This window comes from Oleiagrimonas sp. C23AA, assembly GCF_011759385.1.
Taxonomy (GTDB): domain Bacteria; phylum Pseudomonadota; class Gammaproteobacteria; order Xanthomonadales; family Rhodanobacteraceae; genus Oleiagrimonas.
This window is the reverse complement of sequence record NZ_JAARLY010000001.1, coordinates 123,763-145,146: the sequence shown is the minus strand read 5'-3', so window position 1 is coordinate 145,146 and position 21,384 is coordinate 123,763. Positions and strand designations below refer to the sequence as shown.

At 64.3% G+C, this 21,384-nt stretch carries 25 protein-coding genes; 22 read left to right on the top strand and 3 right to left on the bottom strand.

Annotation, left to right across the window (positions count from 1 at the left end; translation table 11 throughout):
- The 22 genes from HBF24_RS00655 (at position 1) to HBF24_RS17435 (ending at position 19,794) form a co-directional block, all read left to right on the top strand.
- Entirely contained in the window at positions 1-1,272 is a 1,272-nt protein-coding gene (locus HBF24_RS00655; RefSeq protein WP_167167407.1) for a flagellar hook-length control protein FliK, read from the top strand.
- A gap of 174 nt (positions 1,273-1,446) precedes the next feature.
- Entirely contained in the window at positions 1,447-1,965 is a 519-nt protein-coding gene (locus HBF24_RS00650) for a flagellar basal body-associated FliL family protein (RefSeq protein WP_167167405.1), read from the top strand.
- Between the two features lie 36 nt (positions 1,966-2,001).
- Complete coding sequence (fliM, locus tag HBF24_RS00645) at positions 2,002-3,039, top strand: flagellar motor switch protein FliM (protein WP_206064138.1); 1,038 nt, start codon at positions 2,002-2,004, stop codon at positions 3,037-3,039.
- Positions 3,036-3,404, top strand: a complete 369-nt coding sequence (gene fliN, locus HBF24_RS00640; RefSeq protein WP_167167399.1) for a flagellar motor switch protein FliN — start codon at positions 3,036-3,038, stop codon at positions 3,402-3,404. The genes fliM and fliN overlap by 4 nt, the downstream gene beginning before the upstream one ends.
- Positions 3,401-3,853 (top strand): flagellar biosynthetic protein FliO, encoded by a 453-nt coding sequence (fliO, locus tag HBF24_RS00635; protein ID WP_240922029.1) that lies wholly within the window; start codon positions 3,401-3,403, stop codon positions 3,851-3,853. The genes fliN and fliO overlap by 4 nt, the downstream gene beginning before the upstream one ends.
- A complete protein-coding gene (gene fliP / locus HBF24_RS00630) occupies positions 3,850-4,635 on the top strand; it encodes a flagellar type III secretion system pore protein FliP (RefSeq protein ID WP_240922028.1) in 786 nt (261 codons plus the stop codon). The genes fliO and fliP overlap by 4 nt, the downstream gene beginning before the upstream one ends.
- 19 nt (positions 4,636-4,654) lie before the next feature.
- On the top strand, positions 4,655-4,924 hold the full coding sequence (fliQ, locus tag HBF24_RS00625) for a flagellar biosynthesis protein FliQ (protein ID WP_167167396.1): 270 nt from the start codon (positions 4,655-4,657) through the stop codon (positions 4,922-4,924).
- Positions 4,925-4,940: 16 nt separating this feature from the next.
- Positions 4,941-5,714 carry a flagellar biosynthetic protein FliR gene (gene fliR, locus HBF24_RS00620; RefSeq protein ID WP_343162677.1) on the top strand — a complete coding sequence of 258 codons (774 nt, stop codon included), beginning with the start codon at positions 4,941-4,943 and terminating at the stop codon, positions 5,712-5,714.
- 153 nt (positions 5,715-5,867) lie between these two features.
- A complete protein-coding gene (gene flhB, locus HBF24_RS00615) occupies positions 5,868-7,013 on the top strand; it encodes a flagellar biosynthesis protein FlhB (RefSeq protein ID WP_167167393.1) in 1,146 nt (381 codons plus the stop codon).
- A 9-nt stretch (positions 7,014-7,022) separates the two neighbouring features.
- Positions 7,023-9,119: a flagellar biosynthesis protein FlhA gene (gene flhA, locus HBF24_RS00610; RefSeq protein WP_167167390.1), complete on the top strand. Its 2,097-nt coding sequence runs from the start codon at positions 7,023-7,025 to the stop codon at positions 9,117-9,119.
- 62 nt (positions 9,120-9,181) lie between these two features.
- A complete protein-coding gene (gene flhF / locus HBF24_RS00605) occupies positions 9,182-10,477 on the top strand; it encodes a flagellar biosynthesis protein FlhF (protein ID WP_167167387.1) in 1,296 nt (431 codons plus the stop codon).
- A gap of 146 nt (positions 10,478-10,623) precedes the next feature.
- Positions 10,624-11,427, top strand: a complete 804-nt coding sequence (locus HBF24_RS00600; protein WP_343162676.1) for a MinD/ParA family protein — start codon at positions 10,624-10,626, stop codon at positions 11,425-11,427.
- Positions 11,424-12,155, top strand: coding sequence for an RNA polymerase sigma factor FliA (locus HBF24_RS00595; RefSeq protein ID WP_167167384.1), 732 nt, complete (start codon positions 11,424-11,426; stop codon positions 12,153-12,155). Before HBF24_RS00600 ends, HBF24_RS00595 begins: the two co-directional genes overlap by 4 nt.
- A gap of 21 nt (positions 12,156-12,176) precedes the next feature.
- Positions 12,177-12,575: a chemotaxis response regulator CheY gene (gene cheY, locus HBF24_RS00590; protein ID WP_167167381.1), complete on the top strand. Its 399-nt coding sequence runs from the start codon at positions 12,177-12,179 to the stop codon at positions 12,573-12,575.
- A 7-nt stretch (positions 12,576-12,582) separates the two neighbouring features.
- A complete protein-coding gene (locus tag HBF24_RS00585) occupies positions 12,583-13,245 on the top strand; it encodes a protein phosphatase CheZ (protein WP_167167378.1) in 663 nt (220 codons plus the stop codon).
- 17 nt (positions 13,246-13,262) lie between these two features.
- Positions 13,263-15,479, top strand: a complete 2,217-nt coding sequence (locus HBF24_RS00580; protein WP_167167375.1) for a chemotaxis protein CheA — start codon at positions 13,263-13,265, stop codon at positions 15,477-15,479.
- Between the two features lies 1 nt (position 15,480).
- Entirely contained in the window at positions 15,481-16,221 is a 741-nt protein-coding gene (locus HBF24_RS00575) for a flagellar motor protein (RefSeq protein ID WP_167167372.1), read from the top strand.
- On the top strand, positions 16,218-17,108 hold the full coding sequence (gene motD, locus HBF24_RS00570) for a flagellar motor protein MotD (protein ID WP_167167368.1): 891 nt from the start codon (positions 16,218-16,220) through the stop codon (positions 17,106-17,108). The genes HBF24_RS00575 and motD overlap by 4 nt, the downstream gene beginning before the upstream one ends.
- A complete protein-coding gene (locus HBF24_RS00565; RefSeq protein ID WP_206064108.1) occupies positions 17,105-17,887 on the top strand; it encodes a ParA family protein in 783 nt (260 codons plus the stop codon). Before motD ends, HBF24_RS00565 begins: the two co-directional genes overlap by 4 nt.
- Complete coding sequence (locus HBF24_RS00560; protein WP_167167365.1) at positions 17,884-18,894, top strand: hypothetical protein; 1,011 nt, start codon at positions 17,884-17,886, stop codon at positions 18,892-18,894. Before HBF24_RS00565 ends, HBF24_RS00560 begins: the two co-directional genes overlap by 4 nt.
- 25 nt (positions 18,895-18,919) lie before the next feature.
- Positions 18,920-19,405 (top strand): chemotaxis protein CheW, encoded by a 486-nt coding sequence (locus HBF24_RS00555; protein WP_167167363.1) that lies wholly within the window; start codon positions 18,920-18,922, stop codon positions 19,403-19,405.
- Positions 19,402-19,794: a DUF2802 domain-containing protein gene (locus HBF24_RS17435; protein ID WP_167167360.1), complete on the top strand. Its 393-nt coding sequence runs from the start codon at positions 19,402-19,404 to the stop codon at positions 19,792-19,794. The genes HBF24_RS00555 and HBF24_RS17435 overlap by 4 nt, the downstream gene beginning before the upstream one ends.
- A 103-nt stretch (positions 19,795-19,897) precedes the next feature.
- Here the strand turns inward: HBF24_RS17435 and HBF24_RS00545 are convergent, their stop codons facing one another.
- The 3 genes from HBF24_RS00545 to HBF24_RS17385 are packed head-to-tail and all read right to left on the bottom strand — an operon-like array spanning position 19,898 to position 21,383.
- Positions 19,898-20,491: a GspH/FimT family pseudopilin gene (locus HBF24_RS00545; protein WP_167167357.1), complete on the bottom strand. Its 594-nt coding sequence runs from the start codon at positions 20,489-20,491 to the stop codon at positions 19,898-19,900.
- A 2-nt stretch (positions 20,492-20,493) separates the two neighbouring features.
- Positions 20,494-20,949: a DUF4124 domain-containing protein gene (locus HBF24_RS00540; RefSeq protein ID WP_167167354.1), complete on the bottom strand. Its 456-nt coding sequence runs from the start codon at positions 20,947-20,949 to the stop codon at positions 20,494-20,496.
- A gap of 2 nt (positions 20,950-20,951) precedes the next feature.
- Positions 20,952-21,383: a type IV pilin protein gene (locus HBF24_RS17385; RefSeq protein WP_277344480.1), complete on the bottom strand. Its 432-nt coding sequence runs from the start codon at positions 21,381-21,383 to the stop codon at positions 20,952-20,954.
- Position 21,384 lies beyond the last annotated feature (1 nt).

Here is a 21,384-nt window from a genome sequence, read left to right as displayed (position 1 = left end):
ATGCCCAGTCTGAATCCTGCCAACCCGATCTTAAGCGCCGTCTCCGGCACCCGCAGTGCCGACAGCACGGATGCCTCCAGCAGTGCCGCCTTCACCGCGGCCTACCAGCAGGCGCGCCAGAGCACGGACGACGCCGGCACGACGGCCGACACCACGCCATCAAAAACGCCCGAAACCCGCGCCAAACAGACGTCGGACAAGGCCGGTGACCATGCCGACAGCTCAGCCAAGGCCGACAAGGACCGCGCGCAAACCAGCGCCAGTGCGCCCGGGGATCAGGCCGCTGCCAAGGCCAAGCTGGCCGACAAGAGCAAGGCCAAGTCCGACCACGATGATGGCTCGGACGATGACGACAAGAGCGCCGATGCCGGAAGTCTCGCCGCCCAGCTACTGGGCATGCTGGGCCAGGCCAAGTCCGCCAGCACCGGCAAGACCTTGCCGGGCGATGGCAAGACCTCGGCCTCCGGCGCCCTGAGCCTCGTGGCCGGCAGCCGCCTGGCCAGTGCCGTCCAAGCCAGCCTTGGCAAGAGCGCCAGCCTGTCCGCACTGAACAGCCAGGCCCTCGGCAAAGCCTCGGCCGCCAATGATGGCAACGCCAACACATCGGCCCTGCAGGCTTTGTCGATGGCAGCCACGAACGGCGGCAGCGACACCACGACTGGCTCGCTGGACAGCCAGCTGGACGCCGCGCTGGACAAGCTGCTCGACAGCAAGCTGGGCGATGCCCACAACACCGGTGCCAGCTCCACGCAGAACACCAACCTGGCCGCCCTGCAGGCCATGCACAATGCCAATGCAGCCTCGGCCGCCAATGCGGTCACACCCACCGCACCGATGCACAACCTGCAGGCGGCACAAACGCCGGGTACCCCGGCCTTCACTCAGGAAATGGGCGACCATGTCGCCTGGCTATCGGCCCAGGACGTCAAACAGGCCAGCATCCAGCTCAATCCGCGTGACCTGGGGCCGATCAACGTCAACGTGCAGGTCAACCAGAACCACGTCGATGTCAGCTTTGCCGTGCAGCATCCGGGAACCGTGCATGCCCTGCAGCAAACCCTGCCGCAGCTGGACAGCCTGCTGGCCCAGCACGGCCTCAGCCTGGGTCAGGCCCAGGTCGGCCAGCAGCACGCCGGGCAGCAGGATGGCTCACAAGGCCAGTCTGCCGGCGGCAACTCGGGCCAGGGCGGCGATGGCGTGGGCGAGGTGGAAGCCACCTCGCAGGTCCGCGCCGGAAGCCTGGCGCAAGGCGTGGTCGACGATTTCGCCTGATGGCGTGATACTGACGTGCGTGCCACATCGCGCGTCAAAATTTTGCCTTCATTTCAAGCAAGTGTCGGCAAAGCCTTGATAAGGGGAAAATTTCCGCTCTCTCAGCGACGTGGCACAACGCTTGCTACCTACACAGGCGAGCGCCAAACTTAACGCTTTAGACGAGAGACGGACATGGCCGAACAGGAAGCTCCGGCAGCCAAGCCCAAGAGCAAAAAGCTGCTGATCATCATCATAGTGTTGCTGGTGCTGCTACTGGCCGGCGGCGGCGCAGCGTTCTTCATGATGTCGAAGAAGGCCCCGACCGGCGCCAACGGCCAAGCCGCCGCGGCCGAGCACGCCAAGCCAAAGGTCGACGTGAAGCTGGCCGAGCACGCCGAATACCTGCCGCTGGACCCGGTGTTCGTGGTCAATTTCCAGGACCCGAACTCCTCGCAACGCTATCTGCAGGTCGGTGTGACGCTGATGTCACACGACACCGCCGCCATCGAAGCGGCCAAAAGCGCCATGCCGGTCATCCGCAATGCCCTGCTGCTGCTGTTCTCCGGACAGAAGTCGCAGGATCTGGCCAGCCCCGACGGCAAACGCAAACTGCAGGGCGAGGCCCTGAAGGCCGTGCAGGGCGTGCTCAAGGACCAGATTGGCCGCCCCGGCATTGAGGCCCTGTATTTCACCAGCTTCGTGATGCAATAAGCTGGTGACGCCCATCCGCCGCCCCTACGTGATGCGCTGCCCATGAGCGACATACTTTCCCAGGAAGAAATCGACGCCCTGCTCGATGGCGTGGACAGCGGTCAGGTCGATACCGACAGCGAGGCGCCGCCACCCGGCACCGCGCAGGAGTACGACTTCACCCAGCAGGACCGCATCGTGCGCGGCCGCCTGCCGACGCTGGAAATGGTCAACGACCGTTTCGCGCGCTACCTGCGCAGCAACATGTTCGGTGTGCTGCGCAAGACCTGCGAGGTCTCGGTGCTGGGCGTGAAGATGGTCAAGTTCTCCGAGTACGTGCAGGGCCTGGCGGTGCCGAGCAACCTCAACCTGATGCGCGTCAAGCCGCTGCGCGGCACCGCCCTGATGGTGTTCGAGCCACGCCTGGTATTCACGGTGATCGACAACTTCTTCGGCGGTGACGGGCGTTTTCCGGCACGCATCGAGGGACGCGACTTCACACCAACCGAAAACCGCGTCATCCAGATCATGCTGCATGAGGCCTTCCAGTCTGCCGTGGAAGCCTGGGCACCGGTGCTGCGCCTGCAGTTCGAGTTCCTCAACTCCGAGATCAATCCGCAGTTCGCCAATATCGTCAGCCCCACCGAAACAGTGGTGGTCTCGCGCTTTCATTGCGAACTGGATGGCGGGGGTGGCGAAGTGCATCTGACCATGCCCTATTCCATGGTCGAGCCGATCCGCGAGCTGCTCGATGCCGGCGTGCAGAGCGATCGCGCCGAGCGGGATGATCGCTGGATCCAGAGCCTGCAGGACGAAGTGCTGGAAGCAGAGGTGGAGCTCACTTCGTTGCTGGCCGAAACGCGCATCAGCATCGGTGATTTCCTGCACCTGCGTCGCGGTGACGTGATCCCCATCGACCTGCCCGATCATGTGGTGGTATTCGCCGAGGACGTGCCGGTATTCCGGGGCCGCTTCGGCACTGCCACCGGCAAGAACGCCGTGCGCTTTGAATCGCTGATGCGGCGCACCGAATACCGGCCGGCCATCGAGCCGCTGCCGCCCCCCGACACAGCCAAAGAGACTGATCCGTCATGAGTGCCTCCGAGAACGAAAACCCCGAGCTGGCCGAGGCCGCCGCCGACGGTGGCGCCGAGAAGGTGGAGTTCGACACCCTGGCCGACACCGGCAATGGCCAGTCCGAAGTCAATCTGGACGTCATTCTGGATGTGCCAGTGACGCTGGCCATGGAAGTGGGCCGCACGCGTATTTCCATCCGCAACCTGATGCAGCTCAACCAGGGCTCGGTGGTGGAACTGGACCGCGCCGCGGGCGAGCCGCTGGATGTGTTCGTCAACGGCACCCTGGTGGCACACGGCGAAGTGGTGGTGATCAACGAGAAATTCGGCATCCGCCTGACTGACGTCATCAGCCCGGCCGAACGCGTGCGCAAGCTGCGATGAACCTGCGCTCCGCCCTGCCCTGGCTGGCGTTCATGCTGCTGGCGCTGGTCGCGCTGCCGCTTTGGGCGACCCCGGCCGCACCACCACCAGCCGCGCAGCACGCCATGATGGACACCGCAGGTGAAGCGCTGCGCGTGGTCTTGAGCCTGGTGCTGATCATCGCGCTGATTCTGGCCGCCGGCTGGATCGGCCGGCGCCTGCAGTCGCGCGCTGGCCCCAGCGGCAAGCGCATCCGCTGCATCGAGTCGATGATGGTCGGCACCAAGGAACGCATCATGCTGCTGGAAGTGGGCGGCCAGCAGCTGCTGGTCGGCGTCACACCCGGCGGCATGCGCACACTGATGGTGCTGGATGAACCGGTACCGGAGCCGGCCACCGACGGCAGCACGCCGCCCACGCTGGGCCGCAGTTTTGCCGATGTGCTGGCGCAGTGGAGGAAAAAGCCATGAGTCGCGCCCCGCTGCGGCGCATGGCGCTGGTCACGCTGCTGGTGCTGCTGGCATTGGCGCCACTGGTACCGGCGCTGGCCCAGAGCGTGCCGCAAAATATCGGCGGCGGCATTCCGGCGCTGACGGTCAAATCCAACGCCAACGGCGGGCAAACCTGGAGCCTGTCGCTGCAGATCGTGGCGGTGATGACGGCGCTGACGCTGTTGCCGGCCATCCTGCTGATGATGACCTCGTTCACGCGCATCGTCATTGTGCTGAGCTTTCTGCGCCAGGCGCTGGGCACGGCGCAATCACCGCCCAATCAGGTGATTGTCGGCCTTTCGCTGTTTCTGACGCTGTTTGTGATGTCGCCGGTGCTCAACAACGCCTACAACCAGGCCATCAAGCCGTACATGGCCGGACAGATGAGCGCCGAACAGGCCCTGCCCAAGGCCACCGCGCCATTCAAGAAATTCATGCTCGACCAGACCCGCGACACGGATCTGCAGATGTTCGCCAAGCTGGCCGGCGACAAGCCCTACGCCAACAAGGCCGCGGTGCCGTTCCGCGTGGCGGTGCCGGCGTTTGTCACCAGCGAGCTGAAAACCGCGTTCCAGATGGGCTTCATGCTGTTCGTGCCGTTTTTGATCATCGACCTGGTCACCGCCAGCGTGCTGATGTCGATGGGCATGATGATGGTCTCGCCGATGCTGATCTCGCTGCCGTTCAAGATCATGCTGTTTGTGCTGGTGGACGGCTGGACGCTGTTGCTGGGCACCCTGGCCAACAGCTTCTACACATGAGCATGGGAGCCTTCGCGCCATGACGCCGGAATCTGTCATCGAATTTGGCCAACACGCGCTTTACGTGGGCATGATGGTGGGTGCGCCGCTGTTGCTGGTGGCGCTGGTGGTCGGCTTGCTGGTGGGCATGTTCCAGGCCGCCACGCAGATCAACGAGATGACGCTGAGCTTCATCCCCAAGCTGATCGCCATGGCGCTGGTGGCGGTGATTGCCGGCCCATGGATGCTGCGCACGCTGGTGCAGTTCACCCACGACCTTATTCTCAACCTGCCTTCGGCCCTGCGCTGACGGCCGCCGCACACCTGTGAACCTGGATATCAGCCAGCTGCAGCAGCTGATCGCCGCCTGGTTGTGGCCGATGGCGCGTGTGACCGGACTGGTGCTGGTCGCCCCCGTGTTCGGCGCCACCGCCGTGCCGGTGCGTGTGCGCGTTGGCCTGGTGCTGGTGCTGACCATGGTGCTGGCGCCGCTGACACGCTTGCCGGCGCATGTGGATCCGTTGAGCCTGTCCAGCATGCTGGTGGTCTGCCAGCAAGTCATTACCGGCGCGGCTATTGGCTTTGTGCTGCGCCTGGCCTTCGAGGCGGTGGCACTGGGCGGCACGCTGATCGCCAACACCATGGGCCTGAGCTTTGCGATGGTGGTCGATCCGCAGCAAGGCACTCAGACCAGCGCCATGAGCCAGCTCTATATGGTGATGGCGACCATGCTGTTTCTGGCGCTGAACGGCCACTTGGCGCTGATCCAGCTGCTGGCCCAAGGCATGAGCGGCCATAACCTGGCGCAGCTGCACATTGGCCAGGACGATATCTGGCAACTGCTGACCTGGGCGCTGCACCTTTTCAATGGCGCCGTGCGCGTGGCGCTGCCGGCGCTGATCGCGCTGCTGATCGTCAATATCGGTTTTGGCGCCATTTCACGCGCGGCGCCCTCGATGAATCTGTTCGCCGTCGGTTTTCCGATCACCCTGAGCCTGGGGCTGGTGGTGGTCTGGATGTCGCTGCGCGTACTGCCCGGCGCCTTCGAAGCCCTGCTCGATACCGCCTCCGGGCTGATGCGCCACCTGGCCGGTCTGTAGCCCGAGACCACGCTTGGGCCTCTTAACTCGGCACGATCCGTGCAACCTGTGTGATGAACCGCCCTGCGGCGGAGATTTGTCACCCACGGAACGCGCCCCGGCGCAGCGCATGAAATATCTGATCCACAAGATATTTCATCAGGCAGACGCGACATGGCAGAGAACGAAGACGGCCAGGAAAAATCAGAAAAAGCGTCAGAAAAACGTCTTCGCGAAGCCCGCGAGAAAGGTGACGTTCCGCGCTCGCGCGACTTGTCGGCGGCGATGGTGACGCTGGTGGGGGCGGCCACCATGATGGCCACCAGCGGCTGGATGAACGCCAAGTTCCACGACATCATGCGCGCCGGCCTGGATTACAGCCGTGCCGACCTGGTCGGCAACGACGCCATCCCGCACCTGCTGGTACGTGTCAGCAGCGATGCACTGATGGCGTTGGCGCCCATTTTCCTGACCGCGATCCTGGCCACCTTCGCCGCGCCGGCACTGATTGGCGGCTTCACGTTTTCGTTCGAGGCGTTGCAGCCCAAGCCCGAGCGGCTCAATCCCATCGAGGGCATCAAGAAGATGGTCTCGCTGCGCGGTCTGGTGGAGCTGGGCAAGTCGCTGCTGAAGGTGCTGCTGATCGGCGGTGTGCTGGCCTGGTCGCTGTGGAAGGTGCGTACCGAACTGCTGGCGGTGGGCCGCATCGACGTGGCCGACGGCATCCGTCACGCGCTGGGCATGGTCACGCACGCCGCGCTGCTGTTTGCGGTGGTGCTGATGGCGGTGGGCCTGCTCGATGCGGTGTACCAGAAGTTCGAATTCAACAAGAAAATGCGCATGACCAAGCAGGAAGTGCGCGACGAGCACAAGGAAACCGAGGGCAACCCGGAACTCAAGGGCCGTATCCGCTCGATGCAGCAGCAGGTGGCGCGCCAACGCATGATGCAGGACGTGCCCAAGGCCGACGTGGTCATCACCAACCCAAGCCACTTCGCCATTGCGCTGCGCTATGACGACACCCGTTCGCGCGCCCCGCGCGTGGTGGCCAAGGGTCTGGATGTGATGGCGCACCAGATCCGCATGATCGCCGGCTCGTCCGAAGTGCCGATCGTGCGCGTGCCGCCGTTGGCACGCGCCTTGTATCACACCACGCCGATCGGCAAGGAAATCCCGGCCGCCCTGTATATGGCCGTGGCTCAGGTGCTGGCCTACGTGTACCGCATCAAGCAGGGCGCGTACGGCTACGAAGTGCCCGAGCCGCCGTCACCGGATATCGACCCGACACTGATGGGTCCGTACCGCACGCAACCGGAGTAAGCGCGCCTTATGGCCAGCAGCACGTTCTTCGATACCTTCAAACACGCCAGCCGACGCGGCTTTGGCGCACCACTGGCCATGCTGGTGGTGCTGGGCATGGTCATGCTGCCCTTGCCGCCGTTCATGCTGGATGTGCTGTTCAGCTTCAATATCGCGCTGTCGCTGGTGATCCTGCTGGCGGTGGTCTATGTGATGCGGCCGCTGGACTTTGCCGCCTTCCCCACCGTGGTGCTGGGCGCCACCTTGCTGCGCCTGGCGCTGAATATCGCCTCCACCCGCGTGGTGCTGCTGCACGGTCACAACGGCCCGGGCGCGGCCGGCAAGGTGATCGAGGCCTTCGGTGAATTTGTCATCGGCGGCAACTACGCCGTGGGCCTGGTGGTGTTCGCGATTCTGACCATCATCAACTTCGTGGTGGTGACCAAGGGCGCCACGCGCGTATCGGAAGTGACCGCGCGCTTTACCCTGGATGCCATGCCCGGCAAGCAGATGGCCATTGATGCCGACCTCAACGCCGGTCTTCTGACGCAAGAGCAGGCCCGTGACCGGCGCCAGGAAGTGCGCGAGGAAGCGGATTTCTACGGCTCCATGGACGGTGCTTCCAAGTTTGTGCGCGGCGATGCCACCGCAGGCATCCTGATTCTGGTCATCAATATCGTCGGCGGCTTCTTCGTCGGCATGCTGCAGCACGGGCTGTCGGCCAGCGAAGCGGCACGAACCTATACACTGCTGACCATCGGTGACGGCCTGGTGGCGCAGATTCCCGGCCTGATGCTGTCCATCGCCGCGGCGGTGATCGTGACCCGTGTTTCGCGCTCGCAGGACATGGGCAAGCAGGTGGTCTCCCAGCTGTTCGGTCAACCCAAGGCACTGGCCGTGGCTGGCGTGGTGTTGATCGTCATGGGCCTGATTCCGGGCATGCCGAACCTGGCCTTCCTGCTGCTGGGCGGCATCTGTGGTGGCGCGGCCTACCTGCTCGACAAGCGCCGCCGCGAAGCCATCGACCAGGCCCGAGAGCAGGTCGCCAAGGCGCAGGCCGGCGAAGAAACCCCTGCGGCCGAGCGCGTCGAACTGAGCTGGGATGATGTCACTACGGTCGACACCATCGGCCTGGAGGTCGGCTACCGGCTGATTCCGCTCGTCGACCGCAACCAGGGCGGCGAACTGCTGGGGCGCATCAAGTCGGTACGGCGCAAGCTGTCGCAGGATCTGGGCTTCCTGGTGCCTTCGGTGCACATCCGAGACAACCTGGACCTTTCGCCCACAAACTATCGCATCACCCTGCTCGGCGTCCCCGTGGGCGAGTCGGAAGTGCACAACGACCGCATGCTGGCGATCAATCCCGGCCGCGTACACGGCCAGTTGCAAGGCATTGCCACGCAGGATCCGGCCTTCGGTCTGGAAGCGGTGTGGATCACACAGAGCCAGCGCGACCAGGCCCAATCGCTGGGTTACACCGTGGTCGACCCGGCCACCGTGGTCGCCACGCACCTGTCGCATATTCTGCAGACCCACGCCCATGAGCTGCTCGGCCATCAGGAGGTCCAGCAGCTGCTGGACCGTCTGGCCGAATCGGCGCCGAAACTAGTGGAAGACCTGGTACCCAAGCGCCTGCCGCTGGGCGTAGTGGTAAAGGTACTGCAGAACCTGCTGGCCGAGCGCGTGCCGATCCGCAACATGCGCGGCATCGTCGAATCTTTGGCGGAGCATGCCTCACAGAGTCAGGATCCCGGCACGTTGACCGCTGCCGTGCGCGCCGCGCTGGGGCGCCAGATCGTGCAGGAAATCAGCGGACTGGGCACTGAAATCCCCGTCATCACGCTTGCCCCTGACCTTGAACAGATCCTGCTGCAGTCGCTGCAGGGCGCCAGCCCGGCCGGTGCCGCCATCGAGCCGGGCCTGGCCGAGCGCCTGCAGCAGAAGGTGGCCGAAAGTGCGCAGCGTCAGGAAATGTCCGGCGAACCGGCCGTGCTGCTGGTGGCACCGCCGCTGCGACCGTGGCTGGCGCGCTTCACCCGGCATGTGGCACCAGGATTGCATGTACTGGCCTACAACGAAGTACCGGACAACCGCCGCGTTCGCGTGGTCAGCGCCCTCGGACGCTGAGCGTGCACCGGACACGATGACAGCACGGCGCCAAGGCGCCATCGAAACCTACGAGACCCGGCATGAAGATCAAACGTTTCGTCGCCCCGGACATGCGTCAGGCCATGCGCCAGGTGCGCGAGGATCAGGGCCCGGATGCCGTGATCCTGTCCACGCGCAGGCTGGACGACGGCATCGAGATCATCGCCGCCATCGACTACGACGAAGCGCTGGTGCGCGAAGCTTCCGCGCCGCGCCCGCCGGCACAGGCCGCCGAGCGCTACAGCGCCGTGGCCGAGCCGGCCGATGAGCCTTCAGCCACTACCCAGACGCCGGCCCCTGAGCCGAACGCCCAAATTTCGGCGCAAACGTCGCCTGCCAGCGCACCTGACGCGGCGCCCTCCGCTCGGCCGCGCGAGCGCGCCGCGCCGTCGCTGGATGGTCCGGTGCTGGGCAGTGTGTTTCGCGAACTGGGCGAAATGCGCGAAATGCTCGAGTCGCAACTGGCCAGCCTGGCCTGGAATGATCTGGGCCGGCGCCAGCCGCAGCGTGCCCGCGCCCTGCGCGAGCTGACCCGCCTCGGCCTGGACGCCGACATCGCGCAGCAACTGGTAGCGGAACTACCCGCGGACATGAGTACCGATCAGGCCCGCTACCTGCCGCTGGGGCTGATCTCGCGCCGTCTGCTGACCAGTCGCCGCGACCTGACCGATGTCGGCGGAACCCTGGCTCTGGTCGGACCCACGGGCGTGGGCAAGACCACCACCATCGCCAAGCTGGCCGCACGCGCGGTGCTGCGCCATGGCGCCGACGAAGTGGCGCTGATCAGCACCGACAACTACCGCATCGGCGCAGGCGCGCAGCTCGATCACTACAGCCGCCTGCTCGGGGTCCCCGTCTACAGTGCCCATGACGCGGTCAGCCTGCACCAGGTCCTGGGCAAGGTATCGCGACGCCGCACCGTGCTGATCGACACCGCCGGCATGGGCGCGCACGATGAGCGCCTGCGCCTGCAACTGGACATTCTTGGCTCGGCCAGCACCAGCACGCTGCGTACCTGCCTGGTGATGGCCGCCAACGCGCATCCTCTGGCCATCGACGAAGCTGCGCGCGCGTTCCTGCCTTTGAAGCCGCGTAGTTGTATCCTAACCAAACTGGACGAGGCACCTTCCCTCGGGGGTGTGCTCTCGGTGCTGATCCGACACCAGCTGGTGTTGGACTATGTGACCGACGGGCAACGGGTGCCTGAGGACATTGCCACGGCCGACGCACGTCGTCTGGCCTGCCGCGCGGCCAAGGTGCTCGGACAGCCGGGAGAGCATGCCGACGACCTGTTGATGGCCGAGCGTTTCGGACGACGCAGCGCTGCCCTGGCCTGAACGCGGGAGATGTAACAATGCAGTCCATGGACCAGGCGGCAGGCCTGAAAATAATGATGCGCCAGGCAATGTCGGCAAACATGGCAGGAACGGAGAATCAGGGCGTGACATCCACAGGCGTATTCAATTCCCGCAGCAGGACCCGCGTGATCGCCGTTGCCGGCGGCAAGGGTGGTGTCGGCAAGACCTGCGTCTCGGTCAACCTGGGCATGACGCTGTCCATGGCCGGCCATGACGTCATGCTGCTGGATGCGGATCTGGGCCTGGCCAACATCGACGTGCTGCTGGGCTTGCAGCCGGTCTACAACGTCAGTCATCTGCTGGAGGGCAAATGCCAGCTTGAGGATTTGATCCTCAAGGCACCGCACGGCCTGAAAATCGTACCGGCCACCTCCGGCACGCGACGCATGGCGCAGCTTTCCAGCGTCGAACATGCCTCGCTGATCCGCGCCTTCGATGAATACCCGCAGCCGCCGGACTTCATGATCATCGACACCGCGGCGGGTATCTCCGACAGCGTCACCCAGTTCGCCGCGGCGGCTGACGAGGTGATTGTAGTGGTCTGCGACGAGCCGGCCTCGCTGACCGACGCCTACGCGCTGATCAAGGTTCTGAGCCGCGAGTGCGATGTGCAGCGATTCCAGGTGGTGGCCAACATGGTGCGCAGCGCCGAGGAAGGCCGTGGCCTGTTCGAAAAGCTCTCGCGCGTGACGCAGCGCTTCCTGGATGCCACCCTTGTGTACATGGGCATGGTGCCGCATGACGAACATTTGAGGCAGGCCATCCGCCGCCAGAAGGCGGTGGTGGATGCCTCGCCGGGCGCCCGCGCCTCCCTCGCGTTCAAGAATCTGGCCAAGGCTGCCGATAAGTGGGAGACCTCGGTAAGCAGACAGGGCCGCATTGGATTCTTTGCGCAGAACACACTCTCCGACATGGAGACACCCGCATGAAGGCTGGTGCCGAGTATCTGCAGGTTCAGGGCATGTCCGCCGACGACCTGGTGCGTTCGCACGCGCCGCTGGTCAGACGCATTGCCTACCATCTGATGGCAAGGTTGCCGGCCAGTGTGGATATCGGCGACCTGATGCAGGCCGGCATGATCGGTCTGCTGGAAGCGTCGAGAAACTATTCGCCCGGCAAGGCGGCCAGCTTCGAGACCTTCGCCGGCATCCGTATACGCGGTGCGATGCTGGACGAGCTGCGCAAAACCGACTGGACTCCGCGATCGGTACACCGAAAGGTCCGCGAACTGACCGAGGTGATGCGGCAGATCGAGAACGAAACCGGTGCCGATGCCGACAGTGCGCAAGTGATGAAGCGCATGGGCATCGACGCCGAGGAATACCACGCGATCCTGGCCGACTCGGCCAGCTCGCGGCTGCTGAGCCTCTCCGGACCGGAGGGCGAGGACAGTGGGGCCATGGAAATTGCCGATTCCAGCCTGCGTGGGCCCTCGCAGGAGCTGGAAGATCATGGCATGCGCTCGGCACTGGTGGAGGCCATCGATGGTCTGCCCGAGCGCGAAAAACTGGTGATGTCGCTGTACTACGACGAAGAGCTCAACCTCAAGGAAATTGGCGAGGTGCTTGGGGTCAGCGAGTCGCGCATCTGCCAGATCCATGGTCAGGCGCTGACCCGGCTGCGCGCCCGCATGACAGGCTGGCGTCAGGCCAGCTAAGAGGTTTGAAGGGAGACCCCATTGAATAAGAACATGAAAATCCTGGTGGTGGATGACTTCTCCACCATGCGACGCATTGTGCGAAACCTGCTGGTGGAGCTGGGTTTCAACAATGCCAACATCCAGGAGGCCGATGACGGCCAGACCGGACTGCAGGCGCTCAAGGCGCAGACGTTCGAGTTTGTCGTCACCGACTGGAACATGCCGGGCATGACCGGCATCGACCTGCTGCGCGCGATCCGCGCCGATCCGGCGCTGAAGGCGCTGCCGGTGCTGATGGTCACGGCCGAGAACAGCCGCGAGCAGATCGTCGCCGCTGCCCAGGCCGGCGTGAATGGCTACATCGTCAAGCCGTTCACCGCCGTCACCCTGAAGGAAAAGATCGACCGCATCTTTGAACGCCTGGCTGCCGCCGGCTGAGGAGCTTATGGACAACAACACCGCCCCCGCCAACGACACGGTTCTCCCGGATGAGCTGCGCCAGCTGTTGGCAAGCGACGACAAGGCCGCCTTCGAGAGTGCGCTTGACTCACTGCTGGTCAAGCGTGAACAGGCCTTGTTCAAGGCACTGGGCCACCTGGCCCGCGACCTCAACGAGTCGGTCAAACGCCTGGCCACGGAAGTCTCCGGCGAACAGGAAGATGGCAACGTCACCGATGTTCGTGAACGCCTGGCCGAAGTGCTGGACATGAGTGCCAAGGCCGCTCATCGCAATCTGGAAATGGTCGAGGAATTGCGCCCGCAGGCCTCGCAGCTTTCCGAGCGTGCTCGCGCCCTGGCTCACGTACCGGAAGCGGAATTTCGTACCCAGGCGCTGGCACTGGCCACCCAGGCGGAAGATTTCGCCGCCCGTTCGGGGGCGCGGTTCTCCGAGGTGATCGAAACCCAGTCCTGGCAGGATCTGTCCGGCCAGCGCGTGAAGAAGGTGGTGAGCTTCATCGACAAGGTCGAGGCTTCACTGCTGGAACTGGTGCACCTGACCGGAAGCCTTGCCGGAGGCAGCGCCAAGGCCGCCACAGCGCCGACCAGCGTCGAACGCGCCACCACCCAGGATGAAGTCGACCGGCTGCTGGCCGAGTTCGGTTTCTAAAAGCCAAGAGCCGCATCATGAGCGAGCAGGACAACGATCTGCTGGACGCCTTCCTGGTTGAAGCCGGGGAGTTGCTCGACGGCCTGAGCGAACAGCTGATCGAGCTGGAAAGCAACCCGACCGAGTCGGAGTTGCTCAACGCCGTGTTCCGCGCCTTCCATACCGTGAAGGGTGGTGCCGGCTTCCTTGGCGCCACGCAGATGGTGGGTATGTGCCACCACGCCGAGGACCTGCTCAACGACGCGCGCAATGGCCGCGTCGTGCTCACCCCGGATGATGTCGATGCCCTGTTGCAGGCGCTGGATCTACTGCAAGCGATGATGGCGGCGATGGCACGTGGCGAGCCGCTGCAAGAGCCGCCAGCCGAGCTCATGCAGCGACTGCAAAATAGTGCCAGCTCGGCGACGCCCGCACCACCGTCAATGGCCACCGACAAATCGCCGCCCCCGCCGGCGGCGTCGGCTGCGTCGGACACGCACACGGTGGCGCTGACCGACCCGGTCAATGATGCCTTTGACGCCATGCTCGATGGTGCCTACGAGCAGATGGACGGCTCAGGTACCGGCGGCGAGGCCGAGCCGATTACCGACAGCGAGTTCGAGTCACTGCTGGATGAGTTGCATGGCTCCAGTGCGCCAGGCACCCGCACGCCCCCAGCCCCGCCAGCACCGGTTGATGACAGCATCGGCGATGACGAGTTCGAGTCGCTGCTGGACGAACTGCACGGTTCCGGCAAGGCGCCGGGAACACCGTCGGCACCTGAGTCGGACGCCATTGACGACAGCGAGTTCGAAGCCCTGCTCGACCAGCTTTACGGCACTGGAAAAGCACCGGGCCAGAAGGGCGAAAACGAGGCAGGCGCGGAGAACGCCGCTGACAAGGCACCCTCAGCTCCGGAACCGGCTGCGCCGGCATCCACTCCGGCTGCAGCTGGCACCATGCCGGCCACCGTGACGTCGTCGCCCGAGCCCGCCCCAACCCGCGTCACACCGGTACCCAAGCCCGCCTCGGACATGGCCGCGGCACCGAAAGCGGCGGCGGGAGGCTCGGCTCATCACGCCGAAACCACCGTGCGCGTGGATACCACCCGCCTGGACTCGCTGGTCAACGCCGCCGGCGAACTGATCCTGGTGCGCAATCGCCTGGCCAACCTGTCCTCGCGCGGCGTGGACCCGGCCATGGAGCGGGCCATCAACGAGCTGGACCGCGTTGCCGACAACCTGCAGAACGCGGCCCTGCGCATGCGCATGCAGCCGATCGGGCGTCTCTTCCAGCGCTTCCCGCGGATCATTCGCGATCTGGCCCGGCAACTGGGCAAGGATGTGGAGCTGGTGCAGGAGGGCGAGGAAACCAACCTGGACCGCACCCTGGTCGAGTCGCTGGCCGACCCGCTGATCCACTTGCTTCGCAATGCCGTTGATCATGGTCTGGAAGACCCGACCGATCGCGAAAGCGATGGCAAGCCGCGCAAGGGCACCGTGCGCCTGTCGGCCGGTCAGGAAGGCGAGCGCATCATCATCCGCATCAGTGATGACGGACGTGGCATGAATCCGGATGTGCTGCGACGCAAGGCCGTGGAAAAGGGCCTGCTCGACGAGGAGCGCGCCGCACAGCTGGAAGACAGTGAATGCTACGAGCTGATCTTTGCGCCCGGCTTCAGTACGCGCGAGGAAATCTCCAACATTTCCGGTCGTGGCGTCGGCATGGACGTGGTCAAGACCAGCGTCGCTGAACTGGGTGGCACCATCGGCATCGAATCGAAAATCGGCCATGGCACCACGGTGCGTATTTCCATTCCATTGACGCTGGCCATTCTGCGCGTGCTGATGGTGCGCGTGGGTTCGCGCCTGATGGCGCTGCCGATGAGCAATGTCAAGGAAGTGTTCGAACTGACGCCAGGCCAGGTGCGCGAACTGGACGGTGGTGTCGTCGCCGCACACCGTGGCAAGCCGCTGCCACTATCCGACCTCGGCCAGTGGGCGGGTGTCGACGGCGGACCAGGCAACCGTCACGTGGTGCTGCTGCACATTGGCCACCAGCATCTGGGCTGCGTGGTGCACGAAGTGCTGGGCCGCGAGGAAGTCATGATCAAGCCGCTGGGCCGCCTACTGCACCACCTGCCCGGCATCGCCGGTGCCACCATCACCGGCGATGGCCGCATCGCGCTGGTGCTGGATCTCGTTGCCCTGACTTCGGACACACCGCTGCCATCTCCATTACGCGCCAGCGCCTGACATGGATCTGCTCAGCATTATCGGCACGATCCTGGCGTTCGTGGTCATCATCGCCGGGACCCTCCTGAAAGGCGGCACACTCGCGGCGCTGTGGAATCCCGCTGCTTTCGTCATTGTCTTCGTGGGCACCACGGCCGCAGTTATGGTGCAGACGCCGGCGGTGACGCTCAAACGAGCCCTGTCGATGCTGCCCTGGGTCTTCCAGCCGCCACGGCAGACGCCGCTGGTGCTGATCGACCGCATCGTACGCTGGAGCGAGATCTCCCGACGCCAGGGGCTACTTGGCCTGGAAGCGGAAATCGACGATGAAACCGACGCCTTCGTCCGCAAGGGTCTGCAGTTGCTGGTCGACGGCACCGAGCCGGAAACACTGCGTTCGGTACTGGAAGTGGAAATCGCCACGCGCGAACACGCTGATATGGACGCGGCCAAGCTGTTCGAGAACGCCGGCATCTATTCGCCGACCATGGGCATCATCGGCGCGGTGATGGGCCTGATGGCGGTGATGCAGAACCTGACCGACCCCGGCAAGCTCGGCCACGGCATTGCCGCGGCGTTCGTGGCCACCATCTATGGCATCGGCCTGGCCAACCTGCTGATGCTGCCCATGTCAGCCAAGCTGAAGGCCATCACCCGCCTGCGCGTGCAGCAGCGCGAGATTCTGGTCGAGGGACTGATGTCCATCGCCCACGGCGAGAACCCCAAGCATATCGACAGCAAGCTGCAGGGCTTCCTGTTATGAAACGGCGCTACCAGGAAGAGCATGCCAATCACGAGCGCTGGGCCATTCCCTATGCCGACCTGCTTACGCTGCTACTGGCCTTCTTCGTGGTGATGTACGCCGTGTCGGCCGTCAACGTCAGCAAATACCGGCAGATGGCCTCTTCCATCCACGAGGCCTTCAACGGCGGCGGCAAATCCATCCGACCGCCACTGACCCAGGCCAGCGCCAGCCCCGGTCCCGTTCCTGCGCCCACCCAAACAGTGATTGGCGCTCCGCAAACACCAGTAGAAACACCGGTGCCCCACACCGAAAAGCACGCCGAAGGCGGCGACAAGCAAACGGCAGCGCTCAAGGACATTGCCGCGCAGGTGCGCCAGGCCATGCAGCCACTGATCAATCGCAAGCTGGTGGGCCTGCACCAGACGCGCTTTTGGCTGGAAATCGAAATCCGTACCGACCTGTTGTTCCACAGCGGTCAGGCACACCTGCAGCCCTCGGCCATCCGCATCCTGAGCCAGGTGGCGCACGTGCTTTCGCCCTTCACCAATCCGCTGCGCGTGGAGGGCTACACCGACAACAAGCCGATTAATACCTACGCCTATCCTTCCAACTGGGAGCTTTCCGCCGCACGTGCCGCCAGCGTGGCGCGGCTGTTTTCGGAAAACGGTGTGGATCCGTCGCGGCTGGGCATTCTGGGCTGGGGCCAATACCGCCCCATTGCCAGCAACGACACGGCCGAAGGGCGTGACCGCAATCGTCGCGTTACCATCGTAGTATTGAGTGACAAGGGGGCTCCGGCGCGCTTTTATTCCGATGCAAAGCGCATCCCCTCTGCGGCCGATAACCAAGGCAGGGCCGCGAGTGGCAAAGGCGCCGGCGACAGCAAAGTGACCGAGGAACCATGATGCGCACGTGGGCGATTGCCAATCAGAAAGGCGGCGTGGGCAAAACCACCACGACAGTGGCCCTGGGCGGACTGCTGGCGTCGCAGGGCAAGCGGACGCTGCTGGTGGATACCGACCCGCATGCCTCGCTGTCCGGCTATTTCAGTGTCAGTGGCGAGGATGGTCTGGGCAGCGTCTATGAGCTGTTCACCGGCGACCCGCGTCATCCCGAATCGATCAAGAGCATGCTGCGCGCGACGCCCTACCCGCGCCTGTGGGTATTGCCGGCCGCCCCGGCGCTGGCCACGCTGGATCGACAGATGAGTTCGCGCAGCGGCATGGGCCTGGTGCTTCGCCGCGCACTGACGAACCTGGATTTCGATCACGTGCTGATCGACTGCCCGCCCATGCTTGGCGTGCTGATGATCAACGCACTGGCCGCCTGCGATCGTCTGCTGATTCCCACCCAGACCGAATTTCTGGCCCTGCGAGGCCTGGAGCGCATGCTGCAGAGTCTGGCCATGATCGAGCAGTCCCGTCGCTCGCGCCTGCCCCGCCTGATCATACCCACGCTGTACGACATGCGCACACATGCCTCGCGCGAGTCGCTGCAGACTTTGCGCGAGCGTTATGGCGAGGATGTGGCGGACAATTTCGTTCCCACCGACACCCAGGTTCGCGAGGCCAGTGTCAACGGCGTTCCGGCCAGCCTTTGGTCGGCCGCGCGCCGTGCTTGCCCGGCCTATCACCTGCTGCTGGACGAAATCCTCGCGACCGAGCCGACGGAGGAGACTGCATGATGCACCCTTACGACGACACACCACCGCCTTCCGTGGAAGCGGCCGTGAAAGCCTATGTCGATGCACTGCTGTGGGAAGAGCCGCAACCCGCGGCATCGCCGGTACTCGACTGCCCCGAATCACAAAGCTCGCTGCTGCAGGCACCTGAAGGAGAAAGCGCTTGCAGCGTGTCCGGCGACGCATCGGCGCTGACGGCCTTCGACCCGGCGCAGACCCAGCCGCTGAATCTTATCCCTGCCTGGCAGATGCCCGAACAGATGCCCGAACCCGGCGAGCCGGTATTGGGCACCTTCGGTCCCAGTCCCGAGCTTGTCGAATCGCACTCCCAAGCGCCGCCACCTGAGAGTGCGCGCGTAGGCATGGAGTACGAAAGCGCGGACATGGACATTACCCAGATCGATGGCATTGCCGGCACCGGCAGTCACGCGGCTGGAACCGATAGCCTGTCAGAGGATGAACCGGCGCCCCCCGAGGCCTGGACCGCCGAAGATTTCGCGCCGGTAATGCGTGAGCGTATCGAGCCTGACTCGTCCCGGGCAGATTCGGTCGACATCAATCGCATCATGGAATCGGCCGTGCCGCTGCCCGACGGCGTAACCGAGTACCGCATCTGCCGTATATCCACGGTGCGTGTGGCCATTCCACTGGATCGTCTGCACAGCATCGAACAGACGTCCCCGGCTGTGCATTTTTCCGGTATCGCCTGGGAACTGGGCCGCCATCGCGAAGGCGATCACGAATGGACGGTCATTGATCTGGCGCGCGTGGTGGCTCCGGGTGTGCCGCGTGCAGGCCCCGAACACCTTCTCACCATCGCCGGCACCAAGTGGGCACTGGCCTGCACGCTGGAAGACACCCCCATGCGGCTGCGTGACGATCAGATCCGCTGGCGCGATGGAACCGGACTGCGCCCCTGGCTGGTCGGCATGACCTATGAGCACAAATGCGCCATCATCGATCTGGACAAGTTGATCGAACAGCTCACCACCGATCCGCGCCTGGCCTGAGCCGGCGCATCTGCGAGTCACCCATATGAGTGCGCCCTCCCCCATCGCCGTCGCTTCGCCAACCACCGATACCCCGGGCGCCTGGCTGAGCTTCACGCTATCAGGCCAGGTGTACGCCATTCCGCTGGCACGCGTGCGCGAAGTCATTCGTTACGAACCTCCCACACCGGTGCCCGGCGCGCCGGGTGACGTGTTGGGCATCGTCAATTTGCGCGGCAGCATCACCACCATTCTCGATGGCGCCCGACGCCTCGGACTGAGCCGCAAGCAACCGCCGGGCAGCACGGAAGGCGAGCGCTGCATCATCTTCGACTTCGGCGAAGAGGCCGTGGGCGTGCATATCGACGCCATGGGCGACGTGATCGACCTGCGCGATGCCGAGGTGGCGCCGCCACCGCCCGGACGCGCCAGCCGTGGCGATGACCCGGTCGATGGTGTGGTGCCATTGCATGGCGGTTTCATCGCCTTGCTCGACGTGACCAATCTGTGCCGCATGAAGGGCTCGGCGTGAACCAGGGCGTCATCGCCGTCACCCCGACGCAAGGCCTCTTGCTGGCTATCGTCGTGCTGATGCAGCTGGTCATGACGATTGGGCTGTGGTGGCGTATCGCACGTGTTTCTCGCCAGGTGCGCGAACTGCGAAATCGGCCGCCTGAATCTACCGGAGATATTCCCACCGCGATGCTGGTGACCACGCTATCGCGCGTGGAGCAGCGTCTGGCGCGTATCGAAGAGTCGCAACAGCAAGCACCCGTGCAAGGCAGCGTCAGCAGCCAGGACAAATCCTATGAACTGGCACAGCGGCTGGCACGACAAGGCGCTACGGCAGCACAGATTGTGGATGCCTGCGGTATCGGCATGACCGAAGCCGAACTGATTCTGCGCATGCACACGCGCTGACAACGTCTTGCGACACGTCACGCCGTCATCGCCACCCACCCTGCTGAGCGAATCAGGCCAAAGGCCAAACGGCCGCGGGGTAAATGTTCGGGACCGCCTGGGCTCAGCTGCCGCAACTGTCGTCAGACTGCAACTTGCGCACCACGATGCGACCGGACATGGAAACCTCCACCTTCAATCCCGGCACCTGGCTGGTACTGGCTCCGACACCACTACCCGAACCTTCGCGAGAACACACGGCAAGGTAAAAATCGTTACTGGTAATCAGCAACTCCCCACGTGGATTGAAGGTCAGGACGCCGCCCGGGCCATTGATGGCGCGGATGGATACGCCGCTATCGGGTTGGGCCACCCGCAACAACTGATGCTGAGCGTCAGCGGCATAGCCGTCCTTGGGCTTGGGATCGGTATACACCAACCAACCGGCGTCGTAAGACACCGCCCCGGCCACGCAGGTACTGCCATCGGTGCTCGGGCAGATCGACACATAGGTGAGCTGATTGCCACCCTGGGCAATGGCCTGGCTTCGCGCGTACTGCAGGTCCGCCATCACGCTGTTCGCGGTTCCGCTGACCGCGTTGCGGCGCATGAAGCTGCGGAAATTCGGTAACGCGATACTGGCAAGAATGGCGACCACCACCACGGTGACCATCAGTTCGATCAGGGTAAAGCCACGCTGCTCGTTACGCATGCTCATGCTCATTTGCCGGGACGTGCATCAAGGCAGAATTTGTCGATATTAGCCTTGGCCTGCGCCTTGGCCTGCTCGCGCGACGCCGCATCCAGGCGGCGCTGGCGATTACCAGGGGCTCGCTGCAACACGGTATTGCCACTTTCCAACAGTGCCAGGTTGTCACGCGCGGCCTTGCATGACTGCTGCCGATACTCGGCTTCCACCTTGTACAGTTCCGAGGTCGGCCTGGGCGGGGGCTTGGTTGCAGGCATTGGTTTGGCGGCGTTCTCGTGCTCGACCTGCCCGTCCTGCAGGGTGATTTTGCGTGACGAGCCATGCGGGGGAGGCGCCGCGCTGAAATGCGTGGTGCCCGCTGCATCCTTCCACTGATAGACAGTCTGCTGCCCTGACGCCGAACCGCATACCGCGGCCAGCACCAGCGCCACCATGGCCGACGCTCGCCACTGTCTGGGTCCGCGCATGCTCATCCGCCTCCCCAGCAGTTGGGTGCATCCGTGGTTGAGCCTTCCGATGTGAACTTGCCGGTCTTGTCCAGGCTGATACTCTGGCAAAGCTCATCATCGCGCTGCTGACTGCCAACGGCCGTCGCCTTCACCGTGTAGGTCGTGGCATTGGCGACCGGGATTGACAGGCTGTAGTACTGGCCAGCGGCCGACGAGGACGACCCCAGCTCACTCAACTGGTCGGTATAGTCGTTGTTGGAGTAGAAGTAGCGCTCCTCGCGCCCGGCCACTTCCAACAGGGCCTTCTTGGCGTCGGTGCGATGCGAACGCACGACGTAACGCCGGTAGGAGGGCCAGGCAATCGACGCCAGGATAGCCACGATAGCCACCACGATCATCAATTCGATCAGGGAAAAACCGGCCTGTTTTCGCATGTTCGCAACGTTCCTCATG